This window comes from Acinetobacter sp. ANC_7511, assembly GCF_056779975.1.
Window position 1 is genome coordinate 18,536 of the sequence record NZ_JBWYIY010000024.1, and the last position, 14,241, is coordinate 32,776.

General features: G+C 38.2%; 14 protein-coding genes. 6 read left to right on the forward strand and 8 right to left on the reverse strand.

Annotation, left to right across the window (positions count from 1 at the left end):
• The 4 genes from AC1M9L_RS13795 to AC1M9L_RS13810 all read right to left on the reverse strand — a co-directional run bounded on the left by AC1M9L_RS13795 (position 1) and on the right by AC1M9L_RS13810 (position 3,063).
• On the reverse strand, positions 1–1,014 hold the full coding sequence (locus AC1M9L_RS13795) for a pirin family protein (protein WP_481592433.1): 1,014 nt from the start codon (positions 1,012–1,014) through the stop codon (positions 1–3).
• A gap of 89 nt (positions 1,015–1,103) precedes the next feature.
• Positions 1,104–1,688: a hypothetical protein gene (locus tag AC1M9L_RS13800; protein WP_481592434.1), complete on the reverse strand. Its 585-nt coding sequence runs from the start codon at positions 1,686–1,688 to the stop codon at positions 1,104–1,106.
• Positions 1,689–1,882: 194 nt separating this feature from the next.
• Complete coding sequence (locus tag AC1M9L_RS13805; protein WP_481592435.1) at positions 1,883–2,425, reverse strand: glutathione peroxidase; 543 nt, start codon at positions 2,423–2,425, stop codon at positions 1,883–1,885.
• Positions 2,426–2,541: 116 nt separating this feature from the next.
• A complete protein-coding gene (locus AC1M9L_RS13810) occupies positions 2,542–3,063 on the reverse strand; it encodes a hypothetical protein (protein ID WP_481592436.1) in 522 nt (173 codons plus the stop codon).
• 341 nt (positions 3,064–3,404) lie between these two features.
• Between AC1M9L_RS13810 and AC1M9L_RS13815 the strand changes: the two genes are divergently transcribed.
• Positions 3,405–4,313 carry a DMT family transporter gene (locus tag AC1M9L_RS13815; protein WP_035268220.1) on the forward strand — a complete coding sequence of 303 codons (909 nt, stop codon included), beginning with the start codon at positions 3,405–3,407 and terminating at the stop codon, positions 4,311–4,313.
• 386 nt (positions 4,314–4,699) lie between these two features.
• On the opposite strand, the gene tsaC is transcribed toward AC1M9L_RS13815, so the two are convergent.
• From tsaC to AC1M9L_RS13830, 3 genes are read right to left on the reverse strand one after another with little or no spacing between them, the layout of a single operon-like run.
• Entirely contained in the window at positions 4,700–5,269 is a 570-nt protein-coding gene (tsaC, locus tag AC1M9L_RS13820) for an L-threonylcarbamoyladenylate synthase type 1 TsaC (protein WP_481592437.1), read from the reverse strand.
• Between the two features lie 48 nt (positions 5,270–5,317).
• Positions 5,318–6,514 carry a DNA-processing protein DprA gene (gene dprA, locus AC1M9L_RS13825; RefSeq protein ID WP_481592438.1) on the reverse strand — a complete coding sequence of 399 codons (1,197 nt, stop codon included), beginning with the start codon at positions 6,512–6,514 and terminating at the stop codon, positions 5,318–5,320.
• 14 nt (positions 6,515–6,528) lie between these two features.
• Positions 6,529–7,680: a LysM peptidoglycan-binding domain-containing protein gene (locus tag AC1M9L_RS13830; RefSeq protein ID WP_481592439.1), complete on the reverse strand. Its 1,152-nt coding sequence runs from the start codon at positions 7,678–7,680 to the stop codon at positions 6,529–6,531.
• Positions 7,681–7,802: 122 nt separating this feature from the next.
• Between AC1M9L_RS13830 and def the strand changes: the two genes are divergently transcribed.
• The 4 genes from def to AC1M9L_RS13850 all read left to right on the forward strand — a co-directional run bounded on the left by def (position 7,803) and on the right by AC1M9L_RS13850 (position 12,089).
• Entirely contained in the window at positions 7,803–8,333 is a 531-nt protein-coding gene (def, locus tag AC1M9L_RS13835) for a peptide deformylase (protein WP_035268228.1), read from the forward strand.
• Between the two features lie 86 nt (positions 8,334–8,419).
• Complete coding sequence (locus AC1M9L_RS13840) at positions 8,420–8,875, forward strand: DUF2946 domain-containing protein (RefSeq protein WP_481592440.1); 456 nt, start codon at positions 8,420–8,422, stop codon at positions 8,873–8,875.
• A gap of 70 nt (positions 8,876–8,945) precedes the next feature.
• The gene (locus AC1M9L_RS13845; RefSeq protein WP_481592441.1) at positions 8,946–10,991 is read left to right on the forward strand and encodes a TonB-dependent copper receptor; all 2,046 of its coding nucleotides are present in this window, start codon (positions 8,946–8,948) and stop codon (positions 10,989–10,991) included.
• Between the two features lie 168 nt (positions 10,992–11,159).
• Positions 11,160–12,089, forward strand: coding sequence for a metal-dependent hydrolase (locus AC1M9L_RS13850; protein WP_092768017.1), 930 nt, complete (start codon positions 11,160–11,162; stop codon positions 12,087–12,089).
• 42 nt (positions 12,090–12,131) lie between these two features.
• On the opposite strand, the gene AC1M9L_RS13855 is transcribed toward AC1M9L_RS13850, so the two are convergent.
• Entirely contained in the window at positions 12,132–13,340 is a 1,209-nt protein-coding gene (locus AC1M9L_RS13855) for an oxygenase MpaB family protein (RefSeq protein ID WP_481592442.1), read from the reverse strand.
• An 84-nt stretch (positions 13,341–13,424) separates the two neighbouring features.
• On the opposite strand from AC1M9L_RS13855, the gene AC1M9L_RS13860 reads away from it, so the two are divergent.
• Entirely contained in the window at positions 13,425–14,027 is a 603-nt protein-coding gene (locus AC1M9L_RS13860) for a TetR/AcrR family transcriptional regulator (RefSeq protein WP_035268244.1), read from the forward strand.
• Positions 14,028–14,241: the final 214 nt, after the last annotated feature.

Genomic DNA, 14,241 nt, shown 5'->3' on the forward strand with positions numbered 1-14,241 from the left:
TTAAGCCCCATCTGAACTCATTTGTTCAGGATATTCCTTGCGTTTACCACCTTCATAGCTTGCAAAACGGGGTGTTTCACGTGAAAACGTTGGAGCATCACTTGGCCAAGGCCAGTCACCAAAATGGGTCTCACGATATCGTTTGAATGCAACATCAAGTTCTTCTTTGCTGTTCAATACAAAAGGCCCTCGCATTGCAACTGGTGCACCAATAGGTTCTCCTTCTAACCATAAGATTCTCGCTTCTTGATCACCTGCTTCAAGTTGAATTTCGGTGTCAGCTTTAAGCTCTACAAGATGTTTGAATTGAATGGTTGAATCAGCAATATTTAAAGTTGAACCCTGATAGAAGTAAGCAAATCGAGTAGAGGTCGCGGTCGTGGCTGGAATTTCAAGGTGTGCGCCAGCTTCTAAAGTAATTAAGTATATATTCACTTTATTTTCTGCTGCAGCTGCCCAAGAGTGTGGTGGGCGACTTAATGCATTTTGATTTTGATATTGTCCTGAAATAACTCGTACATCAATGCTGCGAGACTGGTGATCAGTCACTTTCACATGAGGAATTTGTTCACGCCAAAACATTTTATAATCAGCAGGTTGTTTTTTTTGTTCTGGAGATGAGTTAAACCAAATTTGAAATAATTCAAAAGGATTCTCTCGATCCTGATGAATTAACGGGAACATTTCACAGTGTTCAACACCATTTCCCGTACTTAGCCATTGCACATCGCCTGTAGCATATCGTCCACCATTACCCAAGGAATCAAAATGATCGACATAACCTTGTTCCACTAAAGTAATGGTTTCAAAACCCGTGTGTGGATGTTCGGGAAAGCCGGGAACAACACTACCATAATACATATTGAATTCTTGATTGATTGCAGGATGAACTGGTCCCATTTCAGCATTCCCGGCAGGGTAGTGATCAATATGATGAGCAGTAAAGATGAAAGGATCTTTTAAATCTAAACGAAAAGTAATAGGAGTTATATTATAGATGGGTGAGGTAGACATGCCGACTCCATGATATTTGAATTATTTAAGATCCAAATTAAAGACAAATCACTCACTCCACCATCTCTATTTTGTGAGAATAATGTATATCAATCCTCGGCTTGATTATTTTCTGTAGATGATCCGGACTGAGTCAAAAGCATACTGGCTAATTTCACCATTTCACCTTGGATATTACCCATTTGCTTTTCTAAAGCTGCAAAATCGATGTTGTTTAAATTCACTTGGCCGTTTAGTAATGGTGAAGCTAATACATTTTCATTTGCCGTTAAAATATTAGAACGAATCTGGGCAATTTCTTGGCTTTTTAGGTCAAGTCCTGTCAATGCCTCATTAAATCCTAGTAATTGAGATTTCAAACTTTGCACTGACTGATCTAGCTTTTGTGGATCTTTATTATTTACAGCTTCTTCTAAATCAGATTGTAGCTGTTGAATTTGCTCAATATATCCACCGGCTTTCAGTTGTACATCTGCCACATCACGTACAATATAAAACATATTGCCTGACTTTAAGTCAGCTGGATCAGTGACTTGGACAGGAGAAGATTCTTCAGCATTAGCTGCTGTTGATTCCTTTTCTTGATCGGGTTGGGTTTGCGGCTGACAACCTAACATCACGAGACCGAAGCCAAATAATGCAAAAGGGGTAATAATGCTTTGAAATACTTTCATTAATAAAACCAAATCGTTAATCACTTCATTCCAAGATACGATACAAATATGAGTTAAATCTGAATATTTGCAAAGCAATAACAAAAATTTTAATGTGAAAGAGTAACTTATGATTTTGACAGATTAATGAAGATATTTATTGAATTGAATAAGAAATAATCAAGTGACAAGATCGTCACTTGATCTTGATGAGATTATTTCGCCAGTTCAGCATTAATTGCATCAACAATACGCGCATCATCTGCAGTGATGTCTGGTGCAAAACGAGCAACGACTTCCCCTGTTTTTGAAACTAAGAATTTCTCAAAATTCCATAATACTTCAGGGGGATTATTAGGCGTTAAACCATAATCAACCAGATCTTTCCACCAAGGCCCTTCACCAATACGCTCTGGAATGGCATTTGTTAAAGTTTCATATAGCGGATGTTTATTCTCCCCAACCACTGGAACTTTCGCAAAAAGAGGGAAGTCCACTTGATAATTTACTGAACAAAATTGTTCAATCTCTTCATTGCTTCCTGGTTCTTGTTCAAGAAAGTCATTGGAAGGAAAACCAAGAATTTCGAATCCTTGTTGTTTTTTTTCACTATAGAGTTTTTGCAGACCTTCGTACTGAGGTGTAAGGCCACATTTAGACGCTACATTCACGATCAATAATACTTTGCCTTCGTATTGTGATAAATCAACAGGCTGCCCCTGAATTGTATTTACTGGAATGTTATATACTGAAGCCATTTCAATGTCCTAATCATAAAGTACTTAAAATATGTAGATTGAAAATACCATGGCATATAGATCTCACCAAGGTGTCTACAGTGAAAAAAAACAGGCCTGACGGCCTGCTTTATGAGTTAAGATTTTGTCCCGACTTGGTTTTTAAGATTCTGCATGTCCTGTAACAAGCTTTGTTGTAACTCAACAGCTTTCTTTTGTAGTTCAGTGATTTCATTCATATCAGGCTTTTCTTTAACACCTGCTTCTGCGAGGTCCAATCCAAGCTCATTCGATTCTTTCATTTTATCTCGAAGAGATGCTCCTTCAGTACTTTTGAGCGCAAGTTTATCCAGATCATCATTAAATTGATCCACATAGTGATCCATTTTCTCGACCACTGCGTCTAACTCAGCTTTGTTATTGTTTTGTGCAGCTTGCGTTACTTCATTTTGAAATGCCAAAGCCTCTTGGGCTTTCGTATTTGAAATTTGATCCAGTAAATCTAAGTCATGTTGAATATCTGCATTTACATTGGTACTTAATGTATTGCTTTGAACTGTTTCAGCGGCAGTAGGTGAGGATTGATCGTTAGACTTTTTATCACAAGCGGTTAGAAAAACAGCTGTAGTGCATAGTGATGCAATGAGAAGTTTTTTCATAATTTATCCTTTTTATATGCTCGGTTCAATGCACTCACATTCACGATGAAGCACATTAAAAAATATTCAGTTAACCCGTTGATGGGAAAATTCAAGCATTTACGATCTCATAGCTCACACACAGCTTCTAGTGTTGTTTTGTAGAGGAATCCCTGTAAAAAAGTGAAAAGTGTTTTAAAATAGAACAGCACTCTACTTAATTTTTTAAGTAAAAATCTCAGACTTAGATGGCTGTTCTGCAGTCATTAACAATGAAGGGGGAGTGTGTTTCATGGAATGAAAAAGTCTAAAAATTGATGAAAACTTGATCTTAACGATTAAATAAAAATTAGGATGAAAATATGACATTTGAAAAAAAGCATTTGCTCTGGGCTTTATCATTGCCAGTCATTGCTGTATTGATTTGGTCGTTGAATATAGCCATTACACGATATGTTGCAGAGTATATTTCACCTGTCAGTATTAGTTTTTATCGTTGGATTATTGCTTTTTTGATTTTAACACCCTTTATCCTGCCTAAAGTCATCAAACAGCGTACTTTGGTACGACAAAATATAGTGAAATTAGCAGTGCTGAGTGCATTTGGTATGGTGCTTTATCAGGGGTTGGCTTACACCGCAGCACATTACACGACTGCAACCAATATGGGCATAATTAATGCCTTTATTCCAATTTTCACCATTTTTGTTTCACTGATGATTTTAAAAGAGTTTCCAACTCGATTTGCAGTGGTGGGTAGTATTTTATCATTTATCGGGCTGATTTATGTCATCGGTCAGGGGCGTCTAGATACACTGATGCATCTGGGTGGGCATTGGGGCGACATGATTATGATCGTCGCGGTATTCTTCTATGCTTTTTATGGTGTATTTCTCAAAAAGTGGCAACTCGAGCTCCCTTTAATGATTAGTCTTTATATTCAGATTGGTTTTGCAGTGTTGTACCACTTACCATTCGTTGCCGTATTGGGTCTCGATGCAATTGATCTGGATAACGGCTTGAGCGTGTTATATGCGGGAATTTTCCCTTCGATTATTGCGCCGTTAGTATGGATGTTGGCTGTTCAACATTTAGGCCCAAATCGAACCAGCATCTTTATGAACTTAATGCCAATCTTTACCGCCATCATTGCTTATGTTTGGTTAAAAGAAGCATGGACGATTTATCACAGTTTAGGCGGAATCGTGATTTTGATAGGTATTGCTTTAGCACAGAAAAAAACTTCATTCATAAAGGCTAAGAGTGTTTAAAAAACAGACAATCGATTTATTTTTTTATTATACTTAAAATCTATAAAAGCTTATTGATCTAAATTAACTATCATTAGGCTTTTTAAAAAGTAAAATTAATAATTAAAAATAGGTACTTAATTATATCAATTGAACTAATAATTAATCTTTATAAGAAAAATGATGATTTGAAACTCTAAGTCTTAGTAATTGTGTAATATTTTTTTTTGTAGCATAATATGCGTACTGCAGAGAAAGCGATAATACACTCTTTTTTCTGTACAGATGAATTTCTGAACCCTCTGGATGTGATTAGCACATCCTTTTATATGCTCAGTCAATACCTTTATGACTGAGCTTTTTTTTGTCTTAAATAATAAGTTTTAAGTCTCAGCATATCATGCTTTTTAAGCACGAATGACATCACCTGTTTCTGCATCTAATATTCGGCTAGGTTCTTGGCTCAGGCCTAAATCTCCATTTAAATAATTTAATTCAGCACCAAAGTACTGATTGACTTCTTGCAATGAGCGAGCGGGGTCTAAACCAGCAGGATTTGCACTGGTTGAAACAATGAACCCATCAAATGCGTTACACAGTGCGATGCAAAGAGGATGGTTGGTGACTCGGATAGCAACCTTAGGATGTTTGCCTCGAATCCAAAGTGGTATTTGCTCATCAGCTGGGAGAAGCCATGTGGTGGCGCGATCTTGATAAGATGTTTGTGACCAACTTTCAATCACCGCATCACGGCGGTCTTGAGGAAGCTTTGATAATAAATGTTCAACCTGACTGACTTGACCAGCCAATAAGATCACCCCTTTTTCGATAGGACGTTGTTTTAATCTTAAAATTTCTTTAAAAGCATTTTCATTAAAAGGGTCGCAACCTAAGCCCCATACTGCTTCTGTAGGATAAGCCAAAACGTGACCTTGTTTTAGACATTGAGCAGCCTCAGCAACTGAGGTTGTTAACATAAGCGTTCACCATTCTCTTGATTGAAAAGACTATTGTGAACCTTAATTTTAATTACGGCAACGTAGGTATAACCCAGATTGTTGAATACAGCGTCCTAAAAGTTCTAACTCCATCAAGTGGCTGGTGAGTGTCGCGGTGTCTAAATCAAGGGTTGCTGCAATTTGATCGAGATCGCGACCAACCCAATCTAATTGTTGAAATACAGCTAACAAATGTATAGGAATCGAATGCTCATCATCCTCATGCTTACTTAACTTTGGACGGTCTACTGAATGAGCTATTTCGTCATTTTGGAATTCATTAGGATTGTTTTTTCGTGACAGTGATGCTTGATGATGTTGCCATTGAGTCGGCAGGGCTAAATCTTCAATGATCTGATCAGGATGATCAACTAAGATGGCACCTTCACGAATCAACTGATGGCAACCTTGATGAAATTCACTATAAATATGACCTGGAATTGCAAAGGTCGTTTTACCTTGATTTGCAGCAGCTTGGGCCGTAATTAATGAACCACTGCCCAATTGAGCTTCCGCTACCAATATTCCTAAACTTAAGCCACTTACGATTCTATTTCTGCGTGGAAAATTATGCTGAAGCGGTTTTGTACCGGGTAAAAACTCAGAAATGATGGTCCCGTTCTGCTTCAAGATTTGATCATGTAATGGGCGATTTTGTGATGGGTAAATTAAATCTAATCCTGTACCGATAACGGCGATTGTTCTGCCATGTTGCAAAGCACCCTGATGGGCTGCTTCATCAATCCCTTGTGCTAATCCACTCGTGATATAAAAACCTTGATCACTCAGATAATACGCAAAATCATATGCGACTTGTTTGCCATGTGGACTTGGTTTACGGCTTCCAACAATGGCAATTTGTGCTTCAGATAAATGTTGTGCTTTACCTTTCCCAAATAAAATTGGGGGGCGGTCATGATAGGGCATCAATTGCTGAGGATAGTCTGGATCTTGCTCAGTGAGCATAAAATCAGAATGTTGATGAATTTGATGCAGAATTCGCTCAAATTCTTGTTGCTGTTGATCAGAGAAAAATTGAGATGCACGCTCGATATGGTTTTTATGTAAGTTGAGCTGATGCCATTGATGTAGATGATTTTGCTGTACAGCATCTTGAGCTGAACCAAAATGCTGAACAAGTTTTTGATACGCACTGAGTGAATGTTGAACGAGATACCAGAGTTTAATATAAGCCAACTGATGGTCGTTAATCTCGCTCAACATATCTGCACCTAATTTTAATTTTCAACCATTGGTGATGGTTCTAATACAGCACCCACTTTAATTGGGAGTGCGCTGTCTAGCACGTAAGCGTAACTTAGTTGATCGAAAGTTTTAAAAATCATTAAATTGCCCACACGCTGATTAGGCAGTTGAATATTTTCTTTGGTCTTCGGATCTTTAACCACTTCGCCTTGTTGGAAAATACTTAACACGTGACCATTTTTTGCACCGTGAACGCTTCCGCGGTTAATGGTGACAACACTATGTTGAGCTGCTGTACCAATAGAACCCATAACACGAATCACTTGACCGCCTGGCTGAATATCCGTTGTTGCCGTTGGATAGAAGAGGCTTGGTAATTCATTTTGAAATTTAGGTAAAACGTAATCACCGCGACGAACTTCGGCATTAAAACTTTGTTTAAGCTCTAAAGTTGAAATTTCATTTTCGTTGGCAACAGCGACTGCAGTAGCTACCTCAATCAGTTCAAGTGCACCTGTGTACTTTTTCCCTTTTTCATCTAAGAAAACATACGGTTCAGCTTCACGATAAACACCGTAGCTTTGTCCAGGGTTAATCCCTTGACCACGTGCATAAACTGTTTGACCTTCCCCAGCAACGATACGACGATCTGCCGAACCGAGAATATAAGGTGTGCTTTGCAAAGCATCAGGCGCGACGATAATACTTCTTTCTAGCCAAGGTTGAATATCATCCAAGGGAATAATTGGAATGGTATTCCCTAAGCTTTCAACACGTACTTGAGGTTTTAGATTGATAGCACCAAGATGACGACGAATAACGCCTTCACAACCATCACCTTCATCTTTACCAATCAGTGGACGCCCATCTAATGTACAGAGTAGTAAGCGATCACCCGGGTAGATCCAGTGTGGATTTTTGACATGTTTATTGGATGCCCAAATTTCTTTCCAACGCCAAGGTGAGCGCAAAAATTTACCTGAAATGTCCCACAAAGTGTCGCCTTTTTTGACCACATAAACGTGAGGAGCACCGGCCTTAATCGATGGTGGGCTTACATTTGGACTGGCTTGTGTCATTTGCGCGGTAAACAAGCCCGCACTAATGCAAATTGCAAGTGAAAGGCAGTGTTTCTTTAACCCCAGAGCATGTGAAAAAGCCATGCCATTGAAAACCTTTTTCATTATCATAATTCCTAAAATTATGTATCTATTTGCGCTATAATACGCATATTACACGTATTATTTGATGAAGCATTAACTTCATTTAATTTTTAAGATCAATGGCATAGCCGGTGAGAAGCAGCATGGCCTTATTACCAATTTTAAGTTTTCCTGATCCCCGTTTGCGTACTATTGCCAAACCTGTAGAGGAAGTGACGGATGAAATTCGTCAACTTGCTGCAGACATGTTTGAAACCATGTATGAAGCACCAGGTATTGGTCTAGCTGCAACCCAAGTTGATCATCATATTCAGCTTATCGTCATGGACTTATCTGAAGATAAAAATCAGCCGATGGTTTTTATTAATCCTAAAGTCACCCCATTAACTGAAGATACCCAACCTTATGAAGAGGGTTGTCTATCAGTTCCACAAATATACGATAAAGTTGAGCGTCCGTCACGCGTCAAAATTGACGCAATTAACTTAGAAGGGCAAGCTTTTGAATTAGAAGCTGATGGTCTTTTGGCAGTATGTATCCAGCACGAAATGGATCATCTGAACGGAAAATTATTTGTTGATTATTTATCTCCTTTAAAACGCCAAAGAGCGCGTGAAAAGGTAGAAAAAGTCGTTCGTCAGCGTCAAAAAGAAAAAGTTGCTGTAAAGCGTTAATTCTCTAAGAATTTTAAATATGTTGATAAAGCCCAATTTCGATTGGGCTTTGTTATAATTGCTCAAATTTTATTTGGAATGACAATTTGTTCCGCAATGGGTTGCTGCTGAGTTTCGCAGCAGTATTATTACAGATCGCTGTTTTTCTTCAGCCTTTGCTTCCAGCGCAATACCAAATTGCGCCGGTCTGCGAAACGATCACCCGTGCCTTATTCGAACAACCTAGTCATTCTGGTCTTACCACGCTCGTTCATCACGCTCATCATGTTTCCACTTCACATGCGTTACATGAACATCATGAGTTTAAGCGCTATGTTGAATCCTCGCATAGTGGGCACGATCATCATGACCCAAACCATCAATGCCAATACTGTACTGTATTTGGTAATTTGATTTTGCCACCTGAGCTGAATGTTAAAGAAGTTTTTGTACGTTTAAATATACGTTTGATCGTCTTCCAAAAAGCGTTCAAACATATTTATTTCGACTTACAGCGTTTATTCCTTTTACCTCAAGGTCGGGCACCGCCACTCTTTTCTTAAATATTGTCTTTATTTTTAGGGTCTTGAATGACTCTAGCATTGTCATATTTAAATTTTGAGTGAATATATCATGGCTCAGCCAAAATTCTATTTACAGCCACTAGCGGCTGCGATTTCCATTGCCTTTATTGCGCAAACTTCGTTTGCTGAAGTCCAATCTACAGCTTCAAATCCAACACCTGATACACACATGACGAACTTAGCGCCAATTGTTGCTACAGCTCTACAAGGTAATGATGCTAATGGCTTGATTGTACGGGCAAACCCGAAGCAACCCATTCAGCCTATTCCTGCGTCGGATGGCGCAGATTACTTACAAAGTATTGTAGGGTTTAGCAGCGTAAATAGTGGTGCAGGTACGAATGGTGATGTGACCTTTCGTGGAATGTATGGATCACGAATCAAAATTCTAACAGATGGAACTGAAAATTTAGGCGCATGCCCGAGTCGTATGGATTCACCGACTTCGTATATCTCACCTGAGAGCTATGATCGAATCTCGGTGATTAAAGGTCCCCAAACTGTCCAGTACGCCAATACAGGTTCAGCAGCCACTGTGATTTTCGAGCGACGCCCAGAACAATTGAATGATGAAAAAAATTATCGAGGTCAGGCAAGTGTATTAATGGGCTCTTTTGGGCGTTTAGACCAAAATATTGAGGCAGCGGTAGGAGATGAACAAAAATATATTCGAATCAATAGCAACCGGTCAGTCTCAAATAGTTATCAAGATGGTAATGGGGCGACCGTACCATCAGATTGGAAACGATGGAATGCAGATTTAGCATTGGGCTGGACACCTAATGCAGATACATGGATCGAGTTAACTGGCGGTAAGGCTGATGGTGAGGCTGTATATGCTGGGCGAGATATGGATGGTTCTAAATTTGCCCGCGAGAGCTTGGGATTAAGATTTGAGAAAAAGAATCTCTCAGAGGTAGTTAAAAAAGTTGAGGCGCAAGTCAATTACAACTTTAATGATCATGTGATGGATAATTTTAGTTTGCGTGATGTTGATGGGGCGGATCGCGCTATGAATGTGACACGTCGTACTTTAAATGCACGTTTAGCCACAACGATGGAGTGGGATAAAGCAATATTCATTACGGGTGTTGATACTCAGAATAATCAACATGCTGGTGGAATGTATCATTCAAGCATGCCAATGATGAATACTCCACTGACAGAGGATATGAAGTTTCAATCTTATGGCGGGTTCACTGAATTATCATATCCATTGAATGATCATAATAAGTTGGTCACAGGTGTTCGGGTTGATCAAGTTAGGATTAAAAACTTAAAAATGGTTCAAGAACGTCAGGAAACATTACCAAGTGGTTTTATACGGTTTGAAAATCAACATCCAGAGCATGATGCTAAAACCTATATTGGTCTAGGCTATGTAGAGCGCGTACCAGATTATTGGGAGTTATTTAAGACAGATTACCAAGGCAATGCTGTTGCTACTTTCAAGGATTTAGAAACAGAAAAAACCTTACAGTTGGATGTTGGATACCAACATAATCACGGGGCATTCAGTTCATGGGCATCAGCTTATGCTGGTTTGATCGATGATTTCATATTATTGAATTATGACCCAGCAAAAATGACTGGTCATGGTAAAAATGCTGCTGATTCTCGAAATGTCGATGCGACAATCGCAGGGGCAGAAGCTGGTGTAGGTTATCAATTTACCGATGCTGTTCAGGCAGATCTTAGTGCGATGTATGCTTGGGGAAAAAACACAACTGATCATCAACCTTTACCTCAAATATCTCCGTTGGAAGCACGTGTAAATTTAAGATATGTGCAAGAGCGTTTTAACTTAGGTTTATTGTGGCGTGTGGTAGATGGGCAGGATCGTGTCAGTATTAATCAAGGTAATATTGTAGGTAAGGACTTTAAAACGAGTTCAGGTTTCTCGACGCTGTCTTTAAATGGTACTTATCAAATTCATCAAGGTGTTGATTTGAGTATTGGAATTGATAATGTTCTGGATAAAGTTTATACGGAACACTTAAATAAAGCAGGTAGTGCTGGATTTGGTTTTGCACAGAATGAGCAATTTAATAATATAGGACGTAATTATTGGGCGCGTGTGAGTATGAAGTTCTAGTCATATTCAGTTTATTTGACGTATTAAGCCTAACACCCATTTAGATCGCCGTCTTAATGGGTGTTTTCTTTGAAATTGTCAGACATAAAATATGAATGTCCTTAAATGATATTGTGATGAGGTTATCATTATTTTAAAAATAATAAAAAAGAAGTAATGGATAATAAAATGACAACAATGAGTCAAGTTCATCAACTACATGGTCGTAAAGTAAAATTTGATTTCAATCATATTCCAAAGCATTGGATTGAAAATGACCCTGTTTCCACCCATATGTTGAATACAGCACATATGATTTTACCTGCGGGTGAGTTTTGGTTTTGCCGTGTATTTAATAAAGCTTTACCGTTCGTCAAAGACGAACAATTAAAAGCTGACGTGAAAGGTTTTATTCAGCAAGAAGCGATTCATGGTCGTACTCATCAACATGCACAAGTTTATTTTGATCAACATGGATTAGATGTAAAGCCGTTCATTCAACGCATGCATTATCTTTTTGAAATCCTTTTGGGAGAAAATCCAGTAGGTATCAAAATGATGAAAAAAGTGGTTGGTGAAAAACGTTGGTTAATCTTCCGACTGGGTGTGATTGCAGCCATTGAGCACTATACTGGTGTGGCAGGGCAGTGGAGCTTGGACAATACTTCATTGGATAAAGCCGATCCAATCATGGCTGATCTATTCCGTTGGCATCTTGCTGAAGAAGTTGAACATCGTACGGTTGCGTATGATTTGTTTAAACATATGTTTGAATCAGAGTTTAATTTCCAAATTTCAAAAAATGCTTTGATGACCTTTATCTTCCCTATTATGGCAGCGGTTTGGGTTGAAGGCGGCAAAACAATTTTGAAACAAGATAAAGATGCAGGTAAGTTTAGACATATGGGTACTTTAAGACTCATTATGCAAATGGAAAAAATTAGTCGTAAGACCGATCATATTCCTACCTTCAGTCATTTAACTTTAGCTACTATCCGTTGGTTTAGTCCAAAGTTTCATCCTGTGCAAGAAGGTAATACTCAACAAGCTTTGGATTATCTAGCACGCTCTCCATCAGCACTTCGAGCTGAGCAAGAGGCGACATTAAAAATGGCTTAAAAATATACATGCAAAAAACCGAGCCTTAGCTCGGTTTTTTATTTATTGATGCATACTTGCCAGCTGTTTTCCTGCATTTTGATATAAATCGAGAGCTTGTTCTTGTTGTGATCGCCCTTTACGCTGTAAATAAAGATCAAGCTTTGGTATTTTTTTTGCGCCAGCATAAATCACAGTATTTTTAGTCAGTAGATACAGTGGATACCACGGCAGTATTCGAGGCTTAAGCCCTAAATTTTTCATTTTTTTACGGCCCATAAAGATTTGGGTAACATCTAAGTGATTCTGGTAGGCTTTCTTCTGCATGAAACGTTTAAAATGTTTATATTCGCGTTCAAATGGTTCTTTGGATAGGCTTACTGCAAGCTGACGACTACTTTCATCCACTTGAGGATGAGCATAATTCATCCATTGCAATAATTTCCAGCCTTCAGACTCTTTATCAATCAGCCAGTGTTCGTCAACACCCATTAACCAGCCTGTATATTTCCAAAAATGCATAATCGCATCGACTTCACTTTTATTTGGAAAAATACCGATTGCTCGAATACCTAAAAGCATTACACCGCTGAAAGCAATATTTGTCATTGCCTGATCATATTGGTTAATCGGCATTCCCCAAATATCCCAGTCCCAATCTTTAGATTTTTTTAGATGGTAGCGAACTAAAGAATGGATGAAACGCACAAAAATTGTTGAAGTAAAGCCATCATTAAAGCGTTGAAATCCATTCGGCTTAGTAACATCTAGCCACCATTTATGCGTTTCTGCTAAGCGCTTGCCTGCATATTTGCTTAGAGCACCTGTTAAAATTAAAGGTTGATTAAAGCCAGGGTATTGATATCCAGTCATTAGCGCGAGATCACGCATAATAAAAGTGACATTCGAGCCTAAACGATGTGTGAATTGAATTGCACGATCAATTTTTTCTTGATCGAACCAAACAGGCTGTTGTTCCACGAGATCAAAGAATGCTTTGATTTCAGGGACTGGTTTGGGAAGAGCATCTAAGCCTTGATATAAGGCTGTTTCAAAAAGCTTTCGATTTTCGCGTGGATTGGTCATCACCCAATCCATTAAGCGATCCATCGGCAGATCACCCGTATGTAAACTTTCATTTAACTCTAAATATTCAGCATAAGTTGGAATGAAGTTTTGATCGGTCATTTTGTGTAGAAGCTTGGACAATAGATCGCTACGCTTCATTCGCTCATATGAAGCCATACGTTTTGGAATGCTAAAATTTGACATGGTGTAATTAATCTGGTTATTGTTTGATCAAAGATTAATATGAATATTTATTCGCATTCAATTCGCATTATTAGAATGGCAGCTATGAGAAAAAGACCACAACAACAAAGAGCAAAGCTGGTAGTCGATAGTATTTTGGAAGCGACTCTGATATGCATTTCTGAAATGGGCCTAGATCAAGTCACTACGCCAAAAATATCTGAAAAATCAGGGGTGAGCGTCGGCTCTATCTATCAATATTTCGAAAATAAAGATCAGATAATTTTAGAATTGTTACGCCGTAAGAGTGAAAACTTAGGTTTGTCACTTAAAGCGCTGGCGATGAATCAAGAAGAAATGGATTTAAAAACCTTAGTCGATGTTAGTCTTCAATTCGGATTTGATGTAATGAGAGAAGATAATGGTTTCTTCTTTGAAGTCCTCAAACATTGGCATGGCTACAACAATTCCGAAGCAGCAAAGGTTTTAGAAAAGCATTTTTTTGAAGTTGGTTTATATGTATTTAATCGTTTCTATCGTCATTGGGACTTCGAAACACTTAAGCATAAATCTTTTGTGATTATTAATAGTACCTTGTTCACAATGATGAGGTTTGTAAGCAACAATGATTTTCTTATTTCAGAACAACAGCTTAAAAGAGAACTAAGTGCAATGATTTTATCTTATTTAGACAGTGATAAGAGTTAAAAGTTCATACAAATAAAAAATTATATATAAAAAACATATAGTTAATGTTTATTTGGTTTATTAACTATACAAACAAATAGAAAAGATTGAAAAAGTAGTTGCGTAAGAAAATAAATGGCCTATAATGCACATCCATCGGCGGTGATGTTGATTAAAACTTGTTGAAAAACAAGGGTTTAGCTGAATAGGTTGGATCTAAGTTTTGAGAATAAGT

Excerpts from the sequence above, each read along its gene's own strand:
- tsaC (WP_481592437.1), bottom strand. The coding sequence starts at position 5,269 with ATGTTAACAACCTCAGTTGCTGAGGCTGCTCAATGTCTAAAACAAGGT.
- AC1M9L_RS13845 (WP_481592441.1), top strand. The coding sequence starts at position 8,946 with ATGGCTCAGCCAAAATTCTATTTACAGCCACTAGCGGCTGCGATTTCC.
- AC1M9L_RS13860 (WP_035268244.1), top strand. The coding sequence starts at position 13,425 with ATGAGAAAAAGACCACAACAACAAAGAGCAAAGCTGGTAGTCGATAGT.
- AC1M9L_RS13850 (WP_092768017.1), top strand. The coding sequence starts at position 11,160 with ATGACAACAATGAGTCAAGTTCATCAACTACATGGTCGTAAAGTAAAA.
- AC1M9L_RS13855 (WP_481592442.1), bottom strand. The coding sequence starts at position 13,340 with ATGTCAAATTTTAGCATTCCAAAACGTATGGCTTCATATGAGCGAATG.
- AC1M9L_RS13805 (WP_481592435.1), bottom strand. The coding sequence starts at position 2,425 with ATGGCTTCAGTATATAACATTCCAGTAAATACAATTCAGGGGCAGCCT.
- AC1M9L_RS13800 (WP_481592434.1), bottom strand. The coding sequence starts at position 1,688 with ATGAAAGTATTTCAAAGCATTATTACCCCTTTTGCATTATTTGGCTTC.
- AC1M9L_RS13830 (WP_481592439.1), bottom strand. The coding sequence starts at position 7,680 with ATGAAAAAGGTTTTCAATGGCATGGCTTTTTCACATGCTCTGGGGTTA.
- AC1M9L_RS13810 (WP_481592436.1), bottom strand. The coding sequence starts at position 3,063 with ATGAAAAAACTTCTCATTGCATCACTATGCACTACAGCTGTTTTTCTA.
- def (WP_035268228.1), top strand. The coding sequence starts at position 7,803 with ATGGCCTTATTACCAATTTTAAGTTTTCCTGATCCCCGTTTGCGTACT.
- dprA (WP_481592438.1), bottom strand. The coding sequence starts at position 6,514 with ATGTTGAGCGAGATTAACGACCATCAGTTGGCTTATATTAAACTCTGG.
- AC1M9L_RS13815 (WP_035268220.1), top strand. The coding sequence starts at position 3,405 with ATGACATTTGAAAAAAAGCATTTGCTCTGGGCTTTATCATTGCCAGTC.
- AC1M9L_RS13795 (WP_481592433.1), bottom strand. The coding sequence starts at position 1,014 with ATGTCTACCTCACCCATCTATAATATAACTCCTATTACTTTTCGTTTA.